The organism is Streptomyces sp. CWNU-52B (assembly GCF_047444975.1).
Classification (GTDB): domain Bacteria; phylum Actinomycetota; class Actinomycetes; order Streptomycetales; family Streptomycetaceae; genus Streptomyces.
Window position 1 is genome coordinate 109,938 of sequence record NZ_JBLFJV010000066.1, and the last position, 21,878, is coordinate 131,815.

23 protein-coding genes are annotated in these 21,878 nt (G+C 66.6%); 8 read left to right on the forward strand and 15 right to left on the reverse strand.

The genetic code is table 11. The annotated features are described in order from the left end of the window. Nucleotides 1-35 precede the first annotated feature (35 nt). The 6 genes from ACLVWQ_RS40040 to ACLVWQ_RS40065 form a co-directional block, all read right to left on the reverse strand. Complete coding sequence (locus ACLVWQ_RS40040) at nt 36-485, reverse strand: RDD family protein (RefSeq protein ID WP_414114252.1); 450 nt, start codon at nt 483-485, stop codon at nt 36-38. Nucleotides 486-489: 4 nt separating this feature from the next. Next, on the reverse strand, nt 490-756 hold the full coding sequence (locus ACLVWQ_RS40045) for a hypothetical protein (protein WP_414114253.1): 267 nt from the start codon (nt 754-756) through the stop codon (nt 490-492). A gap of 10 nt (nt 757-766) precedes the next feature. Continuing rightward, entirely contained in the window at nt 767-1,525 is a 759-nt protein-coding gene (locus ACLVWQ_RS40050; protein WP_414114254.1) for a hypothetical protein, read from the reverse strand. Nucleotides 1,526-1,678: 153 nt separating this feature from the next. After that, nucleotides 1,679-2,701 carry a hypothetical protein gene (locus ACLVWQ_RS40055; protein ID WP_414114255.1) on the reverse strand — a complete coding sequence of 341 codons (1,023 nt, stop codon included), beginning with the start codon at nt 2,699-2,701 and terminating at the stop codon, nt 1,679-1,681. Nucleotides 2,702-2,839: 138 nt separating this feature from the next. Then, nucleotides 2,840-3,865 (reverse strand): hypothetical protein, encoded by a 1,026-nt coding sequence (locus ACLVWQ_RS40060; RefSeq protein ID WP_414114256.1) that lies wholly within the window; start codon nt 3,863-3,865, stop codon nt 2,840-2,842. Next, complete coding sequence (locus ACLVWQ_RS40065; protein ID WP_414114257.1) at nt 3,862-4,515, reverse strand: hypothetical protein; 654 nt, start codon at nt 4,513-4,515, stop codon at nt 3,862-3,864. Before ACLVWQ_RS40065 ends, ACLVWQ_RS40060 begins: the two co-directional genes overlap by 4 nt. 424 nt (nt 4,516-4,939) lie before the next feature. Here ACLVWQ_RS40065 and ACLVWQ_RS40070 point away from each other — a divergent pair, with 424 nt between their 5' ends. Continuing rightward, nucleotides 4,940-5,551, forward strand: coding sequence for a hypothetical protein (locus ACLVWQ_RS40070; RefSeq protein WP_414114258.1), 612 nt, complete (start codon nt 4,940-4,942; stop codon nt 5,549-5,551). A gap of 927 nt (nt 5,552-6,478) precedes the next feature. Here the strand turns inward: ACLVWQ_RS40070 and ACLVWQ_RS40075 are convergent. The 8 genes from ACLVWQ_RS40075 to ACLVWQ_RS40110 all read right to left on the reverse strand — a co-directional run bounded on the left by ACLVWQ_RS40075 (nt 6,479) and on the right by ACLVWQ_RS40110 (nt 13,343). Then, complete coding sequence (locus tag ACLVWQ_RS40075; RefSeq protein ID WP_414114259.1) at nt 6,479-7,102, reverse strand: hypothetical protein; 624 nt, start codon at nt 7,100-7,102, stop codon at nt 6,479-6,481. 6 nt (nt 7,103-7,108) lie between these two features. Next, the gene (locus tag ACLVWQ_RS40080) at nt 7,109-9,127 is read right to left on the reverse strand and encodes a hypothetical protein (RefSeq protein ID WP_414114260.1); all 2,019 of its coding nucleotides are present in this window, start codon (nt 9,125-9,127) and stop codon (nt 7,109-7,111) included. Nucleotides 9,128-9,185: 58 nt separating this feature from the next. After that, the gene (locus ACLVWQ_RS40085; RefSeq protein WP_414114261.1) at nt 9,186-9,518 is read right to left on the reverse strand and encodes a hypothetical protein; all 333 of its coding nucleotides are present in this window, start codon (nt 9,516-9,518) and stop codon (nt 9,186-9,188) included. Between the two features lie 73 nt (nt 9,519-9,591). Beyond that, nucleotides 9,592-10,677: a hypothetical protein gene (locus tag ACLVWQ_RS40090; protein ID WP_414114319.1), complete on the reverse strand. Its 1,086-nt coding sequence runs from the start codon at nt 10,675-10,677 to the stop codon at nt 9,592-9,594. After that, nucleotides 10,674-11,342 (reverse strand): hypothetical protein, encoded by a 669-nt coding sequence (locus ACLVWQ_RS40095; protein ID WP_414114320.1) that lies wholly within the window; start codon nt 11,340-11,342, stop codon nt 10,674-10,676. The genes ACLVWQ_RS40090 and ACLVWQ_RS40095 overlap by 4 nt, the downstream gene beginning before the upstream one ends. Nucleotides 11,343-11,516: 174 nt before the next feature. Then, on the reverse strand, nt 11,517-12,203 hold the full coding sequence (locus tag ACLVWQ_RS40100; RefSeq protein ID WP_414114262.1) for a hypothetical protein: 687 nt from the start codon (nt 12,201-12,203) through the stop codon (nt 11,517-11,519). Nucleotides 12,204-12,263: 60 nt separating this feature from the next. Then, entirely contained in the window at nt 12,264-12,428 is a 165-nt protein-coding gene (locus ACLVWQ_RS40105) for a hypothetical protein (RefSeq protein WP_414114263.1), read from the reverse strand. A gap of 552 nt (nt 12,429-12,980) precedes the next feature. Next, nucleotides 12,981-13,343, reverse strand: a complete 363-nt coding sequence (locus ACLVWQ_RS40110; RefSeq protein WP_414114264.1) for a hypothetical protein — start codon at nt 13,341-13,343, stop codon at nt 12,981-12,983. 320 nt (nt 13,344-13,663) lie between these two features. On the opposite strand from ACLVWQ_RS40110, the gene ACLVWQ_RS40115 reads away from it, so the two are divergent. After that, nucleotides 13,664-13,945 (forward strand): winged helix-turn-helix domain-containing protein, encoded by a 282-nt coding sequence (locus ACLVWQ_RS40115; protein WP_414114265.1) that lies wholly within the window; start codon nt 13,664-13,666, stop codon nt 13,943-13,945. Nucleotides 13,946-13,981: 36 nt separating this feature from the next. Continuing rightward, nucleotides 13,982-15,499, forward strand: a complete 1,518-nt coding sequence (locus tag ACLVWQ_RS40120; RefSeq protein WP_414114266.1) for a metallophosphoesterase — start codon at nt 13,982-13,984, stop codon at nt 15,497-15,499. A 45-nt stretch (nt 15,500-15,544) separates the two neighbouring features. Here ACLVWQ_RS40120 and ACLVWQ_RS40125 read toward each other — a convergent pair whose 3' ends face one another. After that, complete coding sequence (locus ACLVWQ_RS40125; protein WP_414114267.1) at nt 15,545-16,270, reverse strand: hypothetical protein; 726 nt, start codon at nt 16,268-16,270, stop codon at nt 15,545-15,547. A gap of 599 nt (nt 16,271-16,869) precedes the next feature. Here ACLVWQ_RS40125 and ACLVWQ_RS40130 point away from each other — a divergent pair. The 5 genes from ACLVWQ_RS40130 (at nt 16,870) to ACLVWQ_RS40150 (ending at nt 21,776) form a co-directional block, all read left to right on the forward strand. After that, on the forward strand, nt 16,870-17,601 hold the full coding sequence (locus ACLVWQ_RS40130; RefSeq protein ID WP_414114268.1) for a hypothetical protein: 732 nt from the start codon (nt 16,870-16,872) through the stop codon (nt 17,599-17,601). Between the two features lie 21 nt (nt 17,602-17,622). Further along, entirely contained in the window at nt 17,623-18,474 is an 852-nt protein-coding gene (locus ACLVWQ_RS40135) for a hypothetical protein (RefSeq protein WP_414114269.1), read from the forward strand. Then, a complete protein-coding gene (locus tag ACLVWQ_RS40140) occupies nt 18,471-19,781 on the forward strand; it encodes a CpaF family protein (RefSeq protein ID WP_414114270.1) in 1,311 nt (436 codons plus the stop codon). The genes ACLVWQ_RS40135 and ACLVWQ_RS40140 overlap by 4 nt, the downstream gene beginning before the upstream one ends. Nucleotides 19,782-19,851: 70 nt before the next feature. Then, nucleotides 19,852-20,853, forward strand: a complete 1,002-nt coding sequence (locus ACLVWQ_RS40145) for a type II secretion system F family protein (RefSeq protein ID WP_414114321.1) — start codon at nt 19,852-19,854, stop codon at nt 20,851-20,853. After that, on the forward strand, nt 20,850-21,776 hold the full coding sequence (locus ACLVWQ_RS40150; RefSeq protein WP_414114271.1) for a type II secretion system F family protein: 927 nt from the start codon (nt 20,850-20,852) through the stop codon (nt 21,774-21,776). The genes ACLVWQ_RS40145 and ACLVWQ_RS40150 overlap by 4 nt, the downstream gene beginning before the upstream one ends. The last annotated feature ends 102 nt before the right edge of the window (nt 21,777-21,878 follow it).

Genomic DNA, 21,878 nt, shown 5'->3' on the forward strand with positions numbered 1-21,878 from the left:
GTGATGGGAACGCCAAGAGTGTTGGCGATCCTCGGTCAACCCTTCCGGCGTACGATACGTAGCCCCATCGCGTCCTGCTGTTCGACATCGCTGTCCGTTGCCAGATGGATAGGTACGAACACGGCCGTCCAGTAGAAGCCGAAAAGCCAGCGGCCGATGAGGCGGAAGAAGCGGGGGCGGCCGCCGTCCGGGACCCGCACCACACGCAAGCCCGTGACCAGCTTCCCCACACTGGCGCGGGCTGCCAGCGTGAGCAGGACGTGGTTCGCGAACGAGAGCCCGAGAGCCGCACCGAGCGCGGCACCCCACACCGTGGGGGACTGCGGTCGCAGTTCGGCCACTCCGTCGATCACCTTCACGCCGGCCGCGGCGCCAGCAGCGAGGCCGCACACGAGGGCGGCGAGCGCGTCGATGGTTGCTGCGGTGATCCGGCGTGCCTGAGCCGGGGCCGGGTCGCGCGTGGGGGTGCGTTGCTGGTCGGCCACGGCGCTAGTTCCCGGTCCCGGTCTTCTTCTTGTCCGCCTCTTCCTGTTCCACGCGCTTGAGTGCTCTGTCTATCGCGGCGCGCGCGTTGGCCACGGCGTCGGTGATCTGCTTCTTGTGACCGGACCACTCGCCGCGGAACCGCTCGCTCTTGGGGCCCGTCCAGGTGGTGGTGCCACAGAGGTTCTGGACGTTGTCGACGGAGCGCTCAAGTTCGTCCGCGTACTTCTTGAGGAGACGTACGTCCTCTCGGCAGTCGCTCTCTCTGGACATGTTTCCTTCCTCAGCTGGAGGCGACCGGGGTGATCAGCTTGGTGATCATCTTGCGCAGCGATGTCCTGCTGACAAGGCGCGCTTCGATGCCGGTCGGGGCGTTCGGTTTCTCGACGTATACCGTCCACAGGGCTTTGTCGGTCGCGTACGTCGTCAGGAGGGGGCCCGGGGCGTCGGCGAGGAGCACCGTCTGGCCGACCACGAGCGCGTTGTTGATGGCCTCGCCGAGGGGGCGGCCGACGTTGTCCTCGCTGATCTGCTCGGGAGTGATCTGCTGGACGCGCCCGTCCTTGTCGGCGACCTCGAAGGGGTCGATGAAGAGTTGCACCATGCCGGCCGCGTCCTGGGCGGAGCTGGCGAGGGTGAACATGTGGAGGCCTCCGGCGGTCACACGCTCAAGGAGGTAGAGGTCCTCGGCGTGTATGTAGACCAGCATGTGTGTGACGCCGTTCGACGTGTGCTGTTCGACAGCCAGTGCGCGGGCGGCAGTTCGCCGCAAGGTCAGGGCGAGGCTCACCTCGGGCGTGATGCGCATGTCGAGGTCGACGCCGGAGGGGACGGAACCGGTGTCTGTGCCGTCGCCGGAAGTCGCGTCGCCGGACCGGGAGTTCGCGGTCGACGCTCGCAGCACGGCGTCGAGTTCCTCGATGTTGGCGATCTCCACCGCCTCACGCGAGACGAGGGACCGTAGCGCCGTGGCATAGACCCATTCGCGCTCCTGGGCAGAGAGCTCGCTGATCCGTGGCGTGGGGGCGACACATTCGGTCAACGAGTCGGGATCGAGAACGGCGATCTCTTCATCGGTGAGCCTCAGGAGGGGTTGAGTTCCTCCTTCAGAGAGCGCCTCAGCGAGGATTCCGCGGAACTCCTGGAGATCCATGTCAATTTCAGGGCTTTGCATGACTGTAAGTCCGATGCTCGCTTACCAGAACTTATATTTTCGAATGGTGTCGGGGACTAGATTGGTGACGGCGCTCTTGGCTCCATTGACGATCTCGGCGCCCTTGTCCTTGATGTCGTTGCCCCACTCCTTCGTGGCCTTCCAGGCATGCTTGGCGCCGTCCTTGATGTCGTCACCCCACTTGTCCCAGGCCCAACTACCCAGGAAGTAGGCCCCAGCCACGCCAAGAGCGACCCAGCCTACGACGGGGACCGCGGCGGCCACGGCGGCGGACGCTCCAAGGGCTGTGGCCATGCTCGCGCCGCCCAGCACGGCTACGGCGCCCGCGGCCTGGACGCCTCCCATACCCCGGTCGGCCCAGCCTTGGGCACCTTCGTGAGTGGGGAGGAACATCTCTTTGACACCGCTCACAACGGCCAGCGGAAGGAAGACACGTGTAGCGAGAAATCCGGTGCCGGGCGCCTTGGAGAAGAGCTTCGCGGCATAGGGGATCTTGAGGCGCATCGCGGTGTTCCGGACCGCCTGCTGCCACTTCCAGGGCTCCTTGTACCAGTTGCGGATCTTCTGGTCCTTGAGGAGCTCCTTCAGCAGTTCGCCACGCTTTGCCGCGGTGCGCGCGGCAGGTGAACCGAAGTACTTGTTGAGTTCCCATACGGCGCGTGCGCCCGCGACGTTCTGCCCCTGGGCCCACCTCTGGTAGAGGTGTATCGAAGCCTCCACAGCAGTGGGGATCTTGAGGACCTTAAGAGGGGTCTTGATGTCCTTGAGGGTGCCCTCTTTGAACTCTTTCCACGTCTCCAGAGCACCGGCGAGGCCGGCGAAGGTGAGGACTGCCTCGGGGTCGTCCATGGACAATCCCAGGCGGCGCCGGATGTCTTTGGCCTCGTCTTGCGCCCAGGATGCCTTTTTGGGGAAGTCGGAGACCCCTTCCGCCTTTGCGTCCCATTTGGCGAGAATGTTGCTCATCAAACCGCCCTGGATCGCGAGTGTTCCTCCCAGGACGTCGACAGCGGCAGCCAGTTTCGGCGCCTGGACGTCGTTCATTCCCTTGAAGCCCACTACTTGACCCTTTTCTGCTTTCCCTGGGGGTGTCGATCGAGTGACGACGAGCGTTTGAAATTGCACTTGTGCGGGGCTGGGGAGCGGATAGTCGGCTCAGATCCCATACTCAGGTACCCGAGTTCACCGATTGACGGACTGAATCTCCTGGACGGTAATGTCCTGTTCGCTACCGAAGGTTCCGTCGGGGAGCTTCCCCGCTTCGCCGTTGGTCCCTTCCCAGGTGATCTCCCATGTGACGGTTGCCTTGAGCTTGTACGTTCCTTCGCCGGACGAGCGCAGGTAGGTGATACCGCATGGCGGGGTCTTGCTGGACTTGCCCTTGGACCACGGTTCGCCGATGGAGCCATCGTCGTTGATCGCGCATTCGCCGGAAGACGGAAAGGTCGCGGCATCTCCAGTACCGGGCTGAAGTTTCAGGGAGACGGGCTTGGCTGTGGTGGTAGCTGACAGGTTCCAGCCGGGAACATTGAGGGATGCCGTGACGGACACATCATGGAACTCTGCTTTGTCGAGCCAGGCCCAGGTGCGGAGGTTGACCTTGGTGACGGTCTTCGGAGCGAGGGAGATCTCCGTGTCGGGGACTTTTACCTGGTTGTATGCGAGCATGGCGAGAGTTTCTGCGTCGATGGCATTTTCAGCATCGGGAAAATCTCCGTTCTCGACCCAAAAGTCCGCCCCGCCGCAGTCCAGATAGTCGTCTCCCGAAAGCCTGTCCCAGTCGTAGACGGCTCCCCAGAACATCCCCTCGCCGGTCTTGTCCTTATTGAAATCCTTGTAAGGCTTACCCTTGATGTAGCGATTTTGCTCTGCCGCGTATCCCTCTGCGGCGCCGCTGAAGTGACCGACATCCCACCGTCGCTCGAATTCCTTCTCGTACTCCTCGGGCGTCCACTGAGGTTCGTACCAGCAAGCTGGAGGATCGTAGTTTCCCACAGCAGTGAGAGCGCCGGTCGACTTTCCACTGCCGTTCTTCGACACGTCGAAAGTGATCTGGGACGAGATTGTCTGATCCTTTGACCCGCTGTCGGTATCGATCTCGTTGCGAGATCCACCGAACCCTTTTTCTGCGTGTGCCGTTCCTGGTATCAAGAAGGCGCTGATCGCGAGGGCAAGTGCTGCCAGGGTACTTTTGCGGGCGGTGGTCACGGAGTGCACTTCTCGCTCCCCCTCTTCGAAACGACCTCTGTGGTGACCCAGACCTTCTTGGAGTTCAACTCAAGTCGGCTGATGTAGTACACGTACGAGTCGTCCGTGGGGGCGGATCTGTCGACCTTCTCCGTCTTGCGGTCCTTATTGAATGCTTTGCTTTCGTCCGCGCAGAGCGTGACGGCAGCTGTCGTCTTGCCTGAGAGGGTGACTTCGGGGGCGTAGTAGCGCGTGACGCCGCTGATCGTTGCGTTGTGGTCCACGAAAGTCTGGACCCAGTTCGTGGCGCCCACCAGAGCTTCGCCTTCGTAGTAGAAGCTCAAAGCAGCTGACTTGACGTCACCATCTGTGACAGCTCGGTCGATCGCCGTCATGGAGCGTCCGGCGTCCGCGAGGACGGAGTCCTTGGTCTCGTCACCTGCCTTCCAGCCTTCGAAGACTTCCTTCACGTCTTTTGGCAGAGACAGATCAGGCCGGTCGATGTCGTCCGATGGACTCACACTTGGTGACGCCGACTTTCCGCCACCTGTATCGGCCCCAGCGATCTTGTCCTTGTCGCTGGACTTGTCGTCGCCGCTGCCGCAGGCCGTCAGCAGTAGGGCCGCGGTCGCGGCGAGCGCGGTGGCAACGGGCCAGGAGTGGCGCTTCACAGTGAACCCCCGTGAGACAAAGAAGCAGTCAAGAGCAATGACGGTATCCGTGGGGCGATCGGTTTCGCTACAGCGAAGTTCCTTGCGAGGCCGGGCGAATACGGATGAATCAGGGCGACTCGTGAGCCTCGTGGCCCGATCGTGTCTGGGTCCGCAAGGGCGTGATCAAGTGCGACGCCGGATGGCAACCGCCTGTGGCGCGTATCGGGCCAAGCGGTCCCCCGGAGCTCGCGCTGTGCCTGTCGGCGTACTTCGGGGTGCACTTCGGCGGTGGCGGAGGTGGTGTCGCGTCCGCGGCATGAAGATGCTGTGAAGCACTCAGGGAGAGACGTTCTTTGCCTCCCTTTACTACAACTTGGCCTTGTAACTTGTTGTGATCGGGGGATCACACTTACCAGGAGTTGCTTTGCTGCACAGGAAGACCGTGGCACGCGTTCTCGTGCCCGCCGCTGTACTCGCGCTTTCGCTGACCGCGTGTAACGGCAGTGACGACGACACCGACGCCAAGCCGGAGCAGTCGGCATCCCAGTCGGAGGCCGCGGCGCCAGAGTCCCCGGCGTCCGAGTCCCCGGCCGGGGCCGCCGCGGGTGGCTCTCTCGACGCCGGCCAGAGCGCCACGGGCAAGGTCGAGGAGGGGGACGTCGAGGTCACGTACGACGTCACGGCGCAGAAGGTCGACATCGGCACCGAGGCCGAGGCCCAGGCGCTGGTACGGGACAAGGCGGACGCCAAGGGGCTGGTGCTCGCGGTCGCCCATGTGAAGTTCACGCACAAGGGGGGCGCGACCCTGACGGAGTCCTCCGACGCGAACCGCGGTACCAAGATCTGGGCCGACGGAAAGCGCGGAGCGCTGCTCATCGGCGCGTCCGACGACGCGCCCGGTTGCGAAGACCCGTACGACATCGAGAGCTGGAAGCAGGGCGAGAGCCATGTCCTGTGCGAGTCCTACCTGATCCCGGTGAACTCGAAGTCGGTGGAGGTCCGTTGGTCTGAGGAGGACGGGGAGCCGTACATCTGGACGTTCCCGGGGAAGTAGGCGTTTCGCGGGGGTGACGCGAGCCGGCCTGTCGGGGAAGAGAGCCGGGGCCGGCTCGGGGGCTGAGCTGTTACGCGCCATCGTGGGCGCGCCAGTGGACTGTCGTCCGTCTCCGCCACGACCGTGCGGCGCGGGAGCGCGTACCCGTCGGTCACCCATGAGTGCGAATGCGAAGGCCGGTCGGCGGTCGATCCAGTCGGCTCGGATGGTGCCTTTTCGCTCCCCTCCGATCCGACACCATCACCACGCTGTCGGTCGCCCTCCACTCCAGTGAGCGGGACTTGGAGCGCCTGGTCGGCTCCTTCCCACCCAGGTCGGCGAGTGCCCCCACGGTGCCGAAGGCGAACGTGCCGGCCGTGCGGCCCACGACTTTCTTGGCGTCGCCGCCTGCCCACTCGTTGCGGACCACGATCTCTGGGTGACCGGGCTGGTCGATGCGGCAGGTGTCCTTGAACGGGCGCCTGGGCGGAACCAGTCGGCTCGTCCCGATGACCTGCCCTGGTGGTCGCGCACCACATGATGCTGTTCGCCGTCGACGTCCTCGTATCCTCGTACAGCGGGAGGTGGGTCGGGGGCGGCAGCCCAGTCTCGTCGGTCTCGTTCGCCTCGTCGGATCCGCCGAGCAAGGCGCACAGCGCGAGAACCGTGAGAACTCGGTTGTTCTTTTTGACCTTTGGGGCGCGTACCGCGCGCGGGCCCGTGCGGCGTGCTTGCGCTTGGGTGTCTGTGGCCGCTCGACGAAACCGAGGACGAACTCCTGGACGGCCGCCCGTGCGACGGGCTCGACGGGGGTCTCCATATCAGATGTGCCGGGCCTCTTTCTGCTCGCCACGGCTGTCTCCTGCTTGGGTTCCCGCCCTGGCCACTCCGACTGCTTCCGTCAACTGCCGTCACGTTCAGCCGCGATGCTGACTTGGTGCTTTGTCGTCAGTTCGGGAGTTGGGAGGGGAGGTCGCATTTCGCGTCTTTGTGGGCTTGGCGGGCGAAGTCTGTTGCCAGGTCGATGAGGGTCTGTCGCGCTTTCTTGTCCGAGGCTTCAAGGGGTTCGATGGCAAGGGCGAACACGCTAATGTTCCAGGGCTGCTTGCTTGCTCTTTCGCTGGCATAGCAGGGGACCCAGATCGCGGCTACCTTCGTGTTGGAGACGCCTTTGACTCCGGCGTTGAAGGTGCGGTCGCCTTCGGAAAACCATGGGATTTTTGCTTTGGTCCACTCGCGCCAAGGTACGGCAGATACCATTTCTGCGGACAGGATGAGGAGATCTTCATCGTCTCCGTTCACGGTGCAATGGTTGTTAAAGTGCCGGCCCGCTGTCGGGCCCTGCGTCTCGTCGAAGTCGTAGGCCGAGGCTTGTGGAAGTACGGAGTTGAAGATTTTGGTGGCTTTTTGTCTATCAGGTACGCTCTGGCAGACGTCGTCGGCTCGAATATTTCCGCGCTCTTCGAATGCTCCGAAGAGGTAAGCGACGAGCAGAGCGACGGCGATAGTTGCAGCTACAGCACCGTAAGTAAGATAGCTTCTTAGTGCTTTGCGGGCGCTCGATTCTGTCAAGGTTGATCACCCATTCGCTTTGTTTATGCTGTTCTCGGCTTGATAGTTTCCTACCAATTCATGGGCGCTTTTGAATCCTTCGCCCGCCCGGCCGCCAGCAAGGGATTCATACTCTTCTGAGCCGGAGGCCGCTTTAACGGCCTCCTGGGTGGTTCGGATGGCTGATTCCTTGATCTGCCCCATATCCTTCACGTTCTGGTAAACTTGCTCTCTTTCTTTTCCGTCGTCGTTGCCGAACCCGTCCAAAATCCCATTGAAGATCTCGTCTGCCGCGGTTCCGGCTAAAGTGCCGAGCACGATGCCGCCGGGGCCGGATACCGGTGCTGTTGCGACGGCTGTCGCGCTACCGACGATGGTGCCTCCCCACGTTCTCACATGTTCCTTCTGTGCGTCGTTACTTGCGGCCGCCTCGGCGTCATTAATATCGGCCTGGAAGTAGCGGCCCTGCCCGATGACACCTTGGAAACAACCGGTGTCGTAGGCGATCTGGTCGACGGTGTCCTTGGTATCCAGTGGGTAGGAAAAAGCGTCGGGGTGCTTTACCTGCTGCTCCGTCAGTGCGGCCGCGTAAGCGTGCTGGGAGACATTGAGAATGCCGTACCCTTCTTTATTGCGTGCCACTGCATGCAGGAATCGCACCGCATCGGGCTCTTCTACCGCGGCAGCGTTTTTTGCGTTCGCGGCCGGGTAAAGTTGATTTCCATTGGAGTTGTCATCGGTTAGTGCTTGGTGCAGCTCCGGCATGTAATCGATGGAGATGTTTGCGAAGCTGTCCGACAGATATTCGTGTTCACGTAGGCGTTCATTGTCTTCGGATACTGATTTCACGATTGCTGAGAACAGGCCGGCCTGGGCCTTTGAGTGGTGTGCGTCTTGCGTCGTAGCCGCTTCGCCCGGGCGATGGCCGGTGGCGGCCGCTTCGAGTGCGTGGCCCATCGAGTTTCGTCCGGTCACGCTCTCTTCGCCCGGCCTGCTGTCGTTCGGCCACTTGCGGGATTCGAAGAGGTATTTGAAGTTGGTTTCCGGCTTGCCTGCGTCGTTCTGCTGCTTGGCTGTGAAGAACACCGTTGCCGCTGCGGGGCTGTTGGCCAGGGCTTTCATGTAGCCCGTGAGGGGGTCGTTTCCCTCGTCGTTGCCCAGATGGTTGAGTTTGCCCGTGGCTCCCCAGCCGGGACCGTAGAGCTGTTTGGAGCCGTCCAGGACCTGCTTGTCTTCCTTGATCAGTGCTGTTCCGTAGTGTTCAAGAAATTTGCCGTCGTAGTCGCCGAAGCGCATGAGGTTACTCATGACGAGGAAGCCTTTGGGGCCGCCGGAGCTGCCATACGGGGGAGGGCCCGGTTCTGCGATCGGGTCGTCGCCGAGCGCGACCATGTCTTTTTTCCACCGCGTCATCGCCGGCGCATCGGAGTTGGTCGCCGCTGCCACGGTGAGGCTCAGGTTTTTCTGCATTTCAACCAGGGCGTCGGAGTTTTTGAATTCGGCGGGCCGGCCGTATCCGGGAGCGCTGCCCAAGTTGCTCATCTCGTACCAGAGCCGCAGTGTCTTTCTTGCTCCCAGGGCCCCAACGACCTTCTCGGCGAAGGGATATTGGTCGTAGTTGAATGCGAAGAGGTCGTTCAGTTCGTCTAGTTCGTCCGGGGTGAGGTCCTCGGGGTCCATCTTCGCGAGTTTCGTGGCCCGCCTGGCATCCTTGGCCGCCGCGGCGTTGGCGGCCCGGGTCACGCTCGCCTCGTTGATCTGGACCATGCCTTTGAAGCCGTAGTACGGGACGTTGTCCATGTTCATGGCCAGGTGGTAGCGCCTTTTCAGCATGGGTAATTCGTCCCTGGCCCAGTTCGCCACGCGCAGGACGTCCTGAAGCTCCTCGGTACCTACGCCGTAGTAGGCGAGTTCCGTCTTGTAGTAGGACGCTCGGTTCTGGAGCGTCTCCTGGTCCCGGCTCACGGAATCGATCGTGCCCTTGAGTGCGTCCGGGTCGATACCCGAAAACACTCCCCCGCCACTTCCGCCTTCATCTTTGCGCATGCCACCGTCCCCGTTCGCGGCAGATCCGTAGACGACCTTGAGCCACTTTTCATTACAGTCAGTACATTCGCCTGTTGCGGTTCATCGCACTGGCTTCCTCGGGTGTGACCTTCTCCGGCATACGGTCGATCTCGCGCTGCATGTCCTCAAGCACCTTGTCGATGCGAGCTCGTACGGTCTTGCGGTGGCCGACTACGCTGCTGTGCCATTTGTCGGCGGTCTTGCCCACCCATGACTTCGTGGAGTCCCGGCCGCCCTTTCCGATGTCCCCCGCTCCTCTCTTCAGGGCGTCGACCAGGTCGGACCGTTCCTTCTCAAGTTCTCGCTTCAGCCTCTGCAGTCGCTCTCGGTCAGGATTGTCCTGCTTCGGCTTGTCGCCGTCGGCCGTCATTCCCCGCCCCTTGGTCTGCTGTTCGGTGTCCGCTGCCGCACGGCGAGCAGCTATAGCCTCAGGAATCAGCGGTTCAGCGATTCACTGACTGGATTTCCTCCACCGTGATGTTCTGGACGGCTTCTATCGTGCCGTCGGGCAGGCCCACCGCGCCCGCCTGGCCCGTGCCTGTCCAACTGATCTCCCAGGTGAGGGCTGCCTTGAGGGGGAGCGTCTCGCCGCCGGAGGAGCGGCGGTAGATGATGCCGCAGGGCGGTGTCTCGCCGGCCTTGCCCTTGGCGTAGGGCTCGCCGATCCTGCCGTCGACTATCGGGCAACCGCCGTCCGCGGGGATCGTCGTCGCGTCCGCCGTACCCGGGCTGAGTGTCAGGGACTTGGGCTTCGCCGTCGTGGTCGCCTGGATGTTGAAGCCGGGGACGTTGATGGCCGCTGTCGCCTGGACGTCGTCGAAAACGGCCTTGTCCAGCCATGCCCAGGTCGGCAGGTTCACCTTGGTGATCGCCTCGGGTGCCAGTGTCACCTTGGTGCCCGGCAGTTCCATGTGCTGGTACGCGAGAGCGGCGAGCATCTCCGGGGTGATGGCCTCTTCGTGCTGGGGCGGCGGGGGCTCGCCGTTGTCGACCCAGAAGGGCATGTCGGTGCACGAGTTCCGCTTGAGGTAGTCCGGCTCGTTCGGGTTCTCGACGCCGGCCCAGAACATCCCCTGGCCGTCCTTGTCGACGTTGTAGTCCTTGTAGCCGGGGCTGTCGGTCCAGCCGTAGTCGTCCTCGTAGTGGCGCTGCACCTCGCCGATCGCCGAGCTCGCGGTACCGGCCATGCCGGGCTTACTCAAGGCGTCCTTGATGTTCTTGGACGTCTCCTTCTTGAAGTCCTTGGCGCCGAGGTAAGGGGCGTACCAGCAGGGCGGCGGCGTCCAGTTGACGTCGGAGGACGAGACGTTGCCGGTGTTGCCGCTTTTGGCTACGGCTCCGGAGTACTGGATCTTGGCGGAGGCGTAGATGCCGTCGCCGTCACCGCCGCCCTGCTGGTCGCTGTTGGCACCCTCGCCGTTGCGCTTCGGCTCTGCCGCGTGGGCCGGGGCCGCCAGTACAAGGGTGCCGAGGGCCAGTGTCAGGGCGGCGACGCTGATGCTGAGGCATGTATGCCGTGCTGCGTTCACTGGCACTTCGCCGCCTTCTCCTCGACGAATACCTTGGAGGCTTGCCACAGCTTGTCGCTCGTGGGGAGCTTGACCATGATGATCTTGAAGGAGTCGAAGTCCTCGACGCTGGGTTTGGTCTTGCGGACCTCCCCGGTCTTGACCTCTTTGCCGTAGAACTTGCTCGAGTCCACGCAGAACGCGACCTCAACCGAGTTGCCGTTCGGCACGGATCGAGTGGTGGCCTGGTAATGACGCCGGATGCCGGTGGCCGTCCAACCGTCGTCAACCCTGGCGCTGATCTGTGTTTTCGCGTAGTGGAGGCCGTCGCCCGTGGAGTACGTGGTCACGGCGGCGTCCCCGGTCGTGCCCTTGTCGATGCCCCGGTAGATGGCGCGCACGTAGTTCGCCGCGTCATCCATCGCCGCCGCCTCGTTCTTGTCCTTCGGCTTGTCCCAGTCGAAGACCAGGTTCATGTCCTTGGGCAGGGACAGGTCGACACCGTCCGGCTTGTCCTGCTCCGATCCCGCCGGCTCCGCCGATTTCGTCGGCTTCTTCGAGCCCTGGTCGGCGCCGGCGATCTTGTCGTTGTCGCTGGACTTGTCGTCCCCGCCACCGCATGCCGTCAGCAGCAGGGCCGCGGTCGCGGCGAGCGCGGCAGCAACGGGCAAAGAGCGGCGCTTCACAGTGAACCCCCGTGAGATGTGGATGTTTTCAAGGGTCACGACGGTATCCGTGGGGCGATCGGTTTCGCTACCGCGAAGTTCCCAGCATGTCTGGGCGTATGCGGACTGATCGGGGCAAGTCGCGAGTGCTTGTGGCCCTATCGTGTCTGGGTCCGAGCGCGCGGTTGTCGGCCGTCAGGCGTCACGCAGAAGTGCATACGCGAACGCGAGCCGGCGGTCGAGCCATGCGGCGCGGATGAGGAATCTGAGCTGGCTCTCGGACGTCATGACGAGTTCGTCGTCGGCCCGCCACTCCAGGACGCGTGACGTGGCGGGTTGGTCGCCACCCTCGGCGCCCATGTCGGACACGGCCTGAATGGCGCCGAGGAGGAATTTCCCGGCGCCGCGCCGGACCAGCTCCCTCGTGCCGCCCTTCGCCCATTCCGCGCTGCTCACGATTTCCGGGTGGCCGGGCTGGTCGATTCGCCAAGTCGGCTTCAGCGCATGCTTGAGGGGGGAGATTCGGCGAATTGCACCGATGACATCCCCCTGTCCGTCGCGGACGTTGTGGCGGCGTTCGCCGCCGCTCCCCTCCGCGGCGTCGAGGGAACAGAGCAAGGTGCGGCCCTCGGCGTCCTCGTACAGGCTCAGACTCAGGCGTGGACCGGTTGCCGTTGCCGGTGGCGGGAAGAAGGCGCAGGGGGCGTAGACGCGTTGCAGCCCTCCTCCGTGCGGGACCCTGAAGGCACGGAGTCCCCGTACGGGATCCTTGCGCTGGCCGACGGCAGGCCGTTCCTCGTCACCGATGGCGAATTCCCACGCGTCGGTCCAGGGGATGGACGGCACGGGAGGATCATCGGCGTGCCTGTTCTTTCCGAGCATCAGTCCTGTCTTTCCAAGGGAGATGTACGCAGTCGGTCGGACACCGAGAACGCCGCCCGCTCACCGGTCGCCCACGAGCGCGAACGCGAAGGCCAGCCGACGGTCGAGCCAGTCTGCCCGGACGGTGACCTTCTCGCTGCCCTCCGACACCATCACCACCTTGTCGCCCGCCCTCCACTCCAGTGACCGGGACTTGGACCGCTGGTCGCCGCCCTCGGCCCCCAAGCCGGCGATCGCCCCCGCGACGCCGAGGCTGTTCGCCGCCGATGTCCTTGGGCGAGTCGACGTAGCAGAGGAGGCGGTGGGCCTCGGTGTCCTCGTACAGCGTGAGTCCGGGGCGCGACGGCAGCTCGGAGTCGGGATCTGGATCAGGATGGCGATCGGGGTGACCGGATGCGCCGAGGAAGGCACAGGGTGCGAGAACTCGGTAGTCCTTCCCTCCCTATGGCACGCGTACCGCGCGCGGGCCCCGTACGGCTCGCTTGCGTTTGGGTGTCTGCGGCCGTTCGACGGAGCCGATGACGAACTCCCGAACCGTCGCCCAGGCGACCGGCTCGACGGGAACCTCTGTATCCGCCTTGTCCGACTGCCTACCGAATACCGAATGCCACCGCTACCCCTTGATTCCTCGGCTGATTCCCTCGGCGTTCCGCTGCATGCTGTCAGGCAGCGGGGCTGCGGTCGCGACCGTATCCATGGGGCGGACGGCGTCGCCCCAGCGGCCCCGAACGCGGGTGCGCGTCCGAGGCCGGGGGAGTGGCACGTGCGTCGGCTTTCTCAGTGCTCCCGGGCCAGGCCGTGCTCCGGCGTCCGGCAGCGTGGGCAGCCGCACGGTGGATACGCCGACATCTGCGGCAACGGGGCGGCCCAGCTGTTCGTTCTGACCTCGACCTTGCCCCGTTCCCCGGTCACTGCGCCCCGCGCATCGACCGTGTAGACCCGCAGGGTGAGGCGGGAGCGGCGGCGAGGTGGTTCCAGGAGTTCCAGTACGTCGGTCATGGGCGGGTACTGGTCGGCGCACTCGAGGCACGCGTAGACGTTGAAGCCGGGACCCGTCGCCGCGTGGACCTCGTGGACCAGTACCGGGTTGCTCGTCGTGCGGTGGCAGCGGGCGCACATCCGCACGGCCGGGCGCGTCATCGGGCCGTCACCGGGACGCCGTGGACCGAGCCGAAACGTGGCGGCGGGACCGGTGTGAACCGGAGTGGTGGGAGTGCCCCCAGGCGGTGACGGCCCCGGGGGTGAGGGGTGCAGATGCCCAGCACTCGGGCGAAGAGGCGGAGGATAAGGTCCAGCACGTTGGCGCTCCTTCGAAGCGTCGGCCATGCCCCGGGACGGTTACCGCCGTCGCCGGGGTCTTTTGCGTAACAGGCACGGTACAGGGTGCAGCTGGGTGGTGTATAGCGGTGAGGCGTGCTCCAAGGAGTCATGGAGTTGCGTGCTGTCGTACGTTGTTCGATATGACAGGAGAGTCAGGGCAGTCGCCGATCGACCCGACGAAGATCGCCTACGTCTATATGCAGATGGCGGACCACATCGCGGCCCGCATCGCTTCCGGGGAGCTGCGGCCCGGTGCGCGACTGCCTGGAGAGCGGGACCTGGCCGAGGAGTACGGGGTTGCACACCTGACTGCCCGCCGTGCAACCCGCGAACTCCGCGACCGCGGACTCGTCATCACCCTCCCCGCCAAGGGCACCTTCGTCGCGTACCCCGAGACGTCAGACGACGGCCAGGAGCCGTAGGAGTTCGCGTTTACCGCACGCGGGCACAGAACAGGCATGCCTTGTTGCCTCTCCGCTCCGCACGACGTCCTGCGATCGGCCGCGACCCTGGCCCCCGCGCTGCTCCGCGCCCTCCACTCCGCTGCCCGTCGCGACACGGGGCGGGCGCACCACCCCCGGGACCCCGACGCCGTGTCCGCCGTCAATCTGGAACTGGTCACCCTCACCGAGGACCTGGCCGTTATCACCTGGCACACCGGCGTGAAGGGCAGCGACGACGGGTTCGGGCGGATGCTGCCGGCCGTCACCGAGGGCGAGGTCGTCTACGGCACCCACCCCGCCCGGCTGAACCGGAGCGCGTCCGAAGGCCGGTTCACCGCTCACCATCAGGTGGAGCTGGCAGGTCTCGAACCCGGTCAGACGTACTACTACCAGGCCCGTTCCCGGGGTTCGGCGGCCACTCCGACGCCGTTGCACCTGGTGAAGGGCAATGCCGTGGGGACCTCACTCCACGGGTTCGGCTCCAGCGGCGGCCCGTACTCGTTCACCACACCGCAACCGCCGCCCGGACGCCATCTGTTGTCGGTCGCGCTCTGCAACGACCTGCATCTCGGCGAGACCGCCGCCGGGCTGGTGGCAGGCGTGCCGTTGATGCGGGGCATCTCCCAACGGCTCGGGCTGGCCCCGTACCCGGAGATCATGGGCCGGGCGCTGGTGGAGGAGGCGCACCGGCGCGGCGCCCGGCATCTGCTGGCCGCGGGGGACATCTCGGCGGGCGGGGCACCGCGGGACCTGGCGGAGGCCCGGCGGCTCCTGGACGGGTTCGGCACGTACGGCGAGGACTACTTCGTCGTCCGCGGCAACCACGACCGTCGCGGAACCCTCGAACGGGGCCGGAGCGGTGGCGTCCAGGAGCCGCAGCGCGAGGACCGCTTCCTCGACGCCTTCCCGGCCGGCGGCGGCCCAGCGTACTTCGCCCGTGATCTCGGCGGCCTGCGGATCATCGGCCTCGACACGTACGAGAAGAAGGGGAACGGGGCCGACTCGGGCGCGCTCTCCGACGAGCAACTCGCTTGGTTCCGGGCCGGGCTGAAGGCCCACAAGGAGCAGCCCACCCTGGTCTTCGGGCACCACCCGCTGACCGTACGCAACTCGCCGTTCCCCGTGACGGGCGGGCAACGCCTGAACCGTCGGCAGGCCCGTACGATCCTCGACGCGTACGCCGCCGCCCCCGGCGTCTTCCTCCACCACGCGGGCCACACCCACCGCAACAAGCGCACCGTCCTCCCGCAGGCGCGGCACGTCACGCTGCAGGAGGTGGGTGCCGTGAAGGAGTACCCCGGAGGGTTCTGTCTGCTGCGGATCCACACGGGCGGGTACGCCCTCAACTACTACAAGACCAGCAGCGGCCCCGCGCGGGAGTGGAGCGAGCGGAGCAGGCGCGTGGCGGCGGGGCTGTGGCCGCAGTACGCCCTGGGCCGCTCGGTCTGCGACCGCAACAGCGTCACGGTGCGCGACCTGTCCGGGATCGCGCCGGCCGTGACAGGAGAGCCCGCGCGTCGTGGCGCCGCATGACGGTCCCGCGGATGCGGCGCCCGGGACCGGCCGACCTGCCCGCTCTCAGCCCAGCTTCGTGTTCTGTGCCTTCACCACCGGCGGCGCGAGTTCGGTGTCGCTCGGGCGGGACTCCGCGATCGCCCTGCCGTTCACCGAGTAGTAGACGGCGACGATGTCACCGTGGCGTACGGCGGCCGAGTGTGTCGTGTGGGTGGTGCCCTGGTAGGTCAGCGTCGACGTGAAGGCGAGGGACTCGTCGCCCTCCTTGCCGGCCTGCTCGGCGGTGACCGAGTCCCACGGGCTGCTGTTGCCGTTCGCCTCGGCCGTGAAGCCGTCGCCGCAGGAGGACACGGCCTCGGTGAGGTCCGCCATGGCCGACTCCGCGCCGCCGTCCGCGTAGGCGTTGAGCGTGACGTAGGTGAAGCCGTCGATGAGGCCGTTCTCCCCGACGGCTCGTGTGAGGTCGGCCTGTGTCGCGCCCAGCGGGAGCTGGTTCAGCGCGTACGCCAGCGGGGTGCACGCCTTCTTGTCCACGGTCACCTCGTCCGGTGACTTGGCGAAGGCGTACTCGGTGGCGGGCTCCTGGACGTCGTAGCCCTTGACCTCGGCCTTCGTGATCATCAGCTTCGCCAGGCGATCCGCCGGGCTCACCTTCTCGGCCTCGGGCGCCGTCGCCTCGGGCTTGTCGGCCGCGTCCGTGTCGGAGTCGCCGCTTCCGCAGGCGGTCAGCCCGGTGAGTACGAGGACGGAGAGCGCGGCGGCGGTCAGGGTGGCGGCGGTTCGCTTCATGGGGGGACGAACTCCTCGTTGTTCGTTGTTCGTGCTCTGGGGGTGGGTGGTGGGCACCGGCGAGGGAATCGACGCAGGAAACGTCGGCTTCACCTTTTCGACTGACCCGCATCCGCATCCGCATCCGCATCCGCTCCGCCCGTGACGGAAGATCGTCCCACGCCCCCGGGCGCCCCCCGTGAGCATGTCGTGCAGGCCAGGTGGACACAGCGTGACCAACGCCCGGCCGGGGGTGGGGAGATGATTCGCTGGTGCACAGCGGGCGGGTCCGTGTGCGGCCCCCGCGGAGCCCGTGCGCAGCCCGTGCCCAGCACCTTCCCCGGGCGGGAACCGGACGTCCGCGTTGCGCGTGGATAACGTCGAGGTCTGTGGGCTTCGCGGGTGTGGGCGCGCCTTGAGGGGCTTATGTGCTGCTGATACGGTGCGGTGGCTTGACACGTGTTCCGGCCGTGGCTATTCGACCAGGCCGGGCGGTACGCCCGGTGAGGGTGAAGTGTTCCAAGTGTCCTGAATGAAGGGTCCGAGCGCGGGCCCGTATGAGGGGCCTGAGCGAGTGTCCTGCATGACGAATTCTTCTTGGGTGTACGGGGAGCGGTTGCGTGAAGATCCAAGAGCGTACGGGGGCGGGCAACAACCGTTCCTCCGCGCCGGTTCAGCCGACGATGGGGGAGCGCCTTCCCTCGCCGCCTCGTGAGCGCAAACCCGCGCTGGCCGCGCTCGCGGTGCTGCTGATCCTCGTGGGTGCGCTCGGGGCCACCATGCTGGTGCTGCGCGCCGGCGACCGGGTCGAGGTCGTCCAGGTGACCGGTGACATCCAGGCCGGTGAGTCCGTCGCAGGCAAGGTGGACTCGGTGCTGGTGGCCGACGACGCCGGGGTCAACTACATCAAGTGGACCCAGGTCGAAGCCCTGAAGAAGCTCAAGGCCAAGTCCACGATCTACAAGGGCACCCTCGTCATCGGCGAGATGTTCGCCGCCGAGAGCGGCCTCCCGGCCGGCAAGGCCGTCGTCGGTCTCTCCCTCAAGGAGGGCCAGTACCCGGAGGGCATCGCCGTGGGCGACCTCGTGGCCGCCTACCAGGTCGGCGACACCGGCTCCGGCGGCGGGAACGCGGACGACGAGACGAGCTCCGGCTCCACCGGTTCCGCGGGCGGCGCCGACACCCCGATCGTCGGCAACGCCCGCGTCACCACCGTGCCGGGCAAGAGCGACAGCACCATCAGCAGCACCAACAAGCGCATCACCGTGACCGTCGACGAGGACGACGCCGCCGCGCTGGCCCGCGCCGCCTCGGCGAACAAGGTCGCCCTCGTCAAGGTCCCCGGCAACTAGCGGCAGAGAGTCACACACACCATGGCCCTCATCGCCCTCGCCGCGGACAAAGGCTCCCCCGGCGTCACCACGGCCGCCGTCGCTCTCGCGGCGGTCTGGCCCCGCCGCGTGCTGCTCGCCGAGACCGACCCGGCCGGCGGCGACCTCGTCTACCGCAGCGCCGCTGCCCACGGCGGACCGCTGAACCCCAACACCGGCATGCTCTCCATCGCCGCCACGGCCCGCCGCGGCCTCGTACCGGATCAGCTCTGGGACCACGTACAGCCGTTGAGCGGTGGTCTCGAAGTGCTCGTCGGGCTCGGGAACGCCGAGCAGGCCGCCGGGCTCGCGGGCCTGTGGCCCACCCTCGGCCGCGCCTTCGCGCAGCTCGCCGACTCGCCGCACGCGCCCGCCGACGTCATAGCGGACTGCGGCCGGATCAGCGGGGACAGCCCGGCCGTGGAGATGTTCTCGCAGGCCGCACTCGTCCTGCTCGTCTCACGCACCGAGCCGGAGGCCATCGCGCGCGTACGCGACCGGGCCGCCGCCCTCACCGCCAAGCTGCACGGCGGACCGCGCGGCGCCGCCTCGCTCGGCACCCCTCTCATAGGTGTCGTCCTCATCGCCGACCCGGGCGACTCCGCCAAGGTCGTCCACCAGGTCAACGACATGCTGGTGGCCGCGCAGACCGGCGCCCGCGTCGTCGGCACGGTCGCCGAGGACCCCACGGGCGCCGACCAGTTGGCCGGCCGCAAGCGCGGCCGGCTCGACAAGTCGCTGCTCATCCGCTCGGCGCGCAAGGTGACCTCGGACCTCTACCAGCAGTTCGGCGCGGCCTGGGCCGTACCGGCCGGCGGTCCGCACGGCCGGCCCACCGCCGGAGCCGGCCGATGACCGCTGTCGACCACCAGCTGGTCAAGCGGTTCCGGCAGGACGCCGGTGACCGTATCTCCGAGCAGCGCCGCCTCGACCAGGTCTCCGGCGTCACGCCGATGTCCAGCGAGGACGAGCGGCAGTACGCGCGGGCCGTCATCGCCCAGATCCTCGAGGACTACGCGCGCACGGAGATCAACTCCGGGCGTACGCCGCTGGACGCCGAGACCGAGGAGCAGTACGCCGCCGCCGTGCACGCCGCGCTCTTCGGCGTCGGCCGGCTGCAGCCCCTGCTGGACAACCCCGAGGTCGAGAACATCGACATCAACGGGTACGACCAGGTCTTCGTCGGCTACGCCAACGGCCAGGAGGTCAAGGGGGATCCGGTCGCCGAGACCGACGAGGAGCTCATCGAGCTCATCCAGATCCTCGGCGCGTACTCGGGTCTGTCCTCCCGGCCCTTCGACTCCGCGAACCCGCAGCTCGACCTGCGGCTGCCGGACGGTTCACGACTCTCCGCGGTGATGGACGTGACCCGCAGGCCCGCCCTGTCCATCCGCCGCGCGCGCATGGGCAAGGTCTTCATGTCCGACCTCGTCGGCAACGGAACGCTCACCCCCGAGGTGGGGCACTTCCTCGCCTGCGCCGTCCGGGCCCGCAAGAACATCATGATCGCCGGCGCGACCAACGCCGGTAAGACGACCCTGCTGCGCGCCCTCGCCAACGAGATCCCGCCGCACGAACGCCTCATCACCGTCGAACGCGCCCTGGAACTCGGCCTCGACACCTTCGCCGATCTGCACCCGAACGTCGTGGCGTTCGAGGAGCGGCTGCCCAACTCCGAGGGCCAGGGCATGATCTCGATGGCGGAACTGGTCCGGCGCTCGCTGCGTATGAACCCCTCCCGCGTCATCGTCGGCGAGGTGCTCGGCGACGAGATCGTCACCATGCTGAACGCGATGTCGCAGGGCAACGACGGTTCGCTGTCCACGATCCACGCCAACAGCTCCCACGAGGTCTTCAACCGTATTTCCACGTACGCGCTCCAGGCCACCGAACGCCTGCCCATCGAGGCCAGCCAGATGCTCGTCGCGGGCGCCGTGAACTTCGTCGTCTTCGTCCAGCGCCGCAACAACTTCGAGTCGGGCGGCCGGCTCCAGCGCGTGGTCACCTCGATCCGCGAGGTCAACGGCGTCGACGGACGCGTCCTGTCCAGCGAGGTGTTCGCCGAGACCCCGGACGGCCGGGTCGTGCCGCACGCGCCCCTCGCCTGCCTCGAAGACCTGATCCAGTACGGCTATCGCCTGCCCGGCGGGAACTGGGGGTGAACTGACCATGGCTCAACCGACCACGGCCGCGCCGTCCACCACGCTCGCCGCCCTCGACTCGCTCGGCTCCATGGGCGGGCTGTTCTCCACGACGGTCCTGTACTCGCTGGCGTGCGGCCTCGCCGTCGGCGGCGGCCTCGCCCTGCTGGCCGTCGCGGTCCGCGGACTGCCCGTCAAGCCCGACCACGAGAAGCAGAAGGCGAGCGAACGGGCCAGTGAGCTCGTACGGTTCGCCGGGCGCCGCGGGTCCGTCGCCGCCGGCGCCGGCATCGTCGTCCTGCTGCTCACCCGGTGGGCCGTCGCCGGAATCGCGACCGCCGTCCTCGTCTTCTTCTGGGACAAGCTCTTCGGCGGCGCCTCCGAGGAGAAGGCCGCCATGCGCCGCGTGGAGGCCCTCGCCTCCTGGACCGAGTCGCTGCGCGACACCATCGCGGGCGCGGTCGGCCTGGAACAGGCCATCCCCGCCTCCGCCCGCGCCTCGGCACCCGTCCTGCGCCCGCACCTCGACGCCCTCGTCGACCGCCTGCGCTCCCGTACGCCGCTGCCCGACGCCCTGCAGCAGCTCGCCGACGAGATCGACGACGCGTCCGCCGACATCATCGTGGCCGCCCTGATCCTCAACGCCCGCCTGCGCGGCCCGGGTCTGCGCCAGGTGCTGGGCGCGCTCGCCAAGTCGGCGCGCGAAGAGGTCGACATGCGCCAGCGCGTCATGGCGCAGCGCGCCTCGACCCGCCGCTCGGTGCAGATCGTGGTCGCGGTGTCGATCGCCTTCGTGCTGGGCCTGTCCATCTTCAACCGGGAGTTCGTCGAGCCGTACGGAACGGCCGTCGGACAGCTCGTACTCGCCTGTGTCTGCGGGCTGTTCGCGCTCGGCTTCTGGTGGCTGCGCAAGCTGTCGACGATCGAGACGCCGGAACGCTTCCTGGTACGGGACGAGTCGTCGGTCCAGTTCGTCCGCCCCCGCACGCCGTCCCAGGGCCAGGTTCAGGGTCAGGGACACGGTCAGGGGCAGGGGCAGTCCCCGTCGTTGTCCCATCCGCAGTCGTCGCCCGATGAGGGGGTACGCCGATGAACTCGACCCTGACCCTGCCCGTCCTGGTCGGCGCCGTCCTGGGCCTGGGCATCTACGTCCTGGTCCGCGCCCTGATGCCGGCCAAGCGCAGCGCCGTCGCCCAGGTCGCGCGCATCGACGCGATGAGGGCACGGGGAGCGGCGTACGAGTCCGCGCACCGTACCTCCGACGCCGGGCGGCTCGGCGGCGTACGGGCCCGGGTGGGGCAGCGCGTCGCCGAGCTCTACCTGCAGCAGGGCTGGGAACAGCGCTCGCTGCGGGCCGACCTGGCGGTGCTCGACCGGAGCTGGGAGAACTTCCTCGCCACGAAGGTGCTGCTGGGTGTCGCGGGAGTGTTCTTCGGGCCGCTGATGTTCGCCGTGGTCTGGACGCTCGGCTTCGGCCGCAGCCCCGCGATCCCGGTCTGGCTGGCCCTGGTCTTCGCGCTGGTCTTCTTCTTCCTGCCGGATCTGGAGGTGCGTCGGGACGCGGCCGAGAAGCGGCGCGACCTGCGGCGCGTGATCGGCGCGTACCTCGACCTGGTGTCGATGAGCCTGGCGGGCGGCCGCGGTCTGCCGGAGGCCCTGATGGCGGCCGCGGAGGTCTCCGACGGCTGGGCCACGCAGCGCATCCGCAACGCGCTCGCGGACGCCCGGATCACCGGCATCAGCCAGTGGCAGGCGCTCGGTTCGCTCGGGGAGGAGATCGGCGTCGAGGAGCTGAAGGACCTGTCGGCGTCGTTGGCGCTCGTCGCGGACGACGGCGCGAAGGTGCGCGAGTCGCTCGCCTCCCGTGCCGAGACGATGCGGCACCGCGAACTCGCCGAGATCGAGGGCAGCGCGGGGGAGAAGTCGCAGTCGATGCTCGTGGCGCAGCTGCTGCTCTGCGCCGGATTCCTGGTCTTCCTGATCTTCCCGGCGGCGATGCGCGTGTTCCAGGTCTGAGCCGGAGCCCCGGCCGGCATCGGGTCCCACCCCCGAGTTCACCCCCCCGCATCGAACCCACATGAACTTGACACGAACTGACATGAACTGACGCAAAATGGA

Excerpts from the sequence above, each read along its gene's own strand:
- ACLVWQ_RS40115 (WP_414114265.1), top strand. The coding sequence starts at position 13,664 with ATGACAGGAGAGTCAGGGCAGTCGCCGATCGACCCGACGAAGATCGCC.
- ACLVWQ_RS40055 (WP_414114255.1), bottom strand. The coding sequence starts at position 2,701 with ATGAACGACGTCCAGGCGCCGAAACTGGCTGCCGCTGTCGACGTCCTG.
- ACLVWQ_RS40145 (WP_414114321.1), top strand. The coding sequence starts at position 19,852 with ATGGGCGGGCTGTTCTCCACGACGGTCCTGTACTCGCTGGCGTGCGGC.
- ACLVWQ_RS40125 (WP_414114267.1), bottom strand. The coding sequence starts at position 16,270 with ATGAAGCGAACCGCCGCCACCCTGACCGCCGCCGCGCTCTCCGTCCTC.
- ACLVWQ_RS40080 (WP_414114260.1), bottom strand. The coding sequence starts at position 9,127 with ATGCGCAAAGATGAAGGCGGAAGTGGCGGGGGAGTGTTTTCGGGTATC.
- ACLVWQ_RS40085 (WP_414114261.1), bottom strand. The coding sequence starts at position 9,518 with ATGACGGCCGACGGCGACAAGCCGAAGCAGGACAATCCTGACCGAGAG.
- ACLVWQ_RS40150 (WP_414114271.1), top strand. The coding sequence starts at position 20,850 with ATGAACTCGACCCTGACCCTGCCCGTCCTGGTCGGCGCCGTCCTGGGC.
- ACLVWQ_RS40135 (WP_414114269.1), top strand. The coding sequence starts at position 17,623 with ATGGCCCTCATCGCCCTCGCCGCGGACAAAGGCTCCCCCGGCGTCACC.
- ACLVWQ_RS40045 (WP_414114253.1), bottom strand. The coding sequence starts at position 756 with ATGTCCAGAGAGAGCGACTGCCGAGAGGACGTACGTCTCCTCAAGAAG.
- ACLVWQ_RS40140 (WP_414114270.1), top strand. The coding sequence starts at position 18,471 with ATGACCGCTGTCGACCACCAGCTGGTCAAGCGGTTCCGGCAGGACGCC.
- ACLVWQ_RS40100 (WP_414114262.1), bottom strand. The coding sequence starts at position 12,203 with ATGCTCGGAAAGAACAGGCACGCCGATGATCCTCCCGTGCCGTCCATC.
- ACLVWQ_RS40110 (WP_414114264.1), bottom strand. The coding sequence starts at position 13,343 with ATGACGCGCCCGGCCGTGCGGATGTGCGCCCGCTGCCACCGCACGACG.
- ACLVWQ_RS40120 (WP_414114266.1), top strand. The coding sequence starts at position 13,982 with ATGCCTTGTTGCCTCTCCGCTCCGCACGACGTCCTGCGATCGGCCGCG.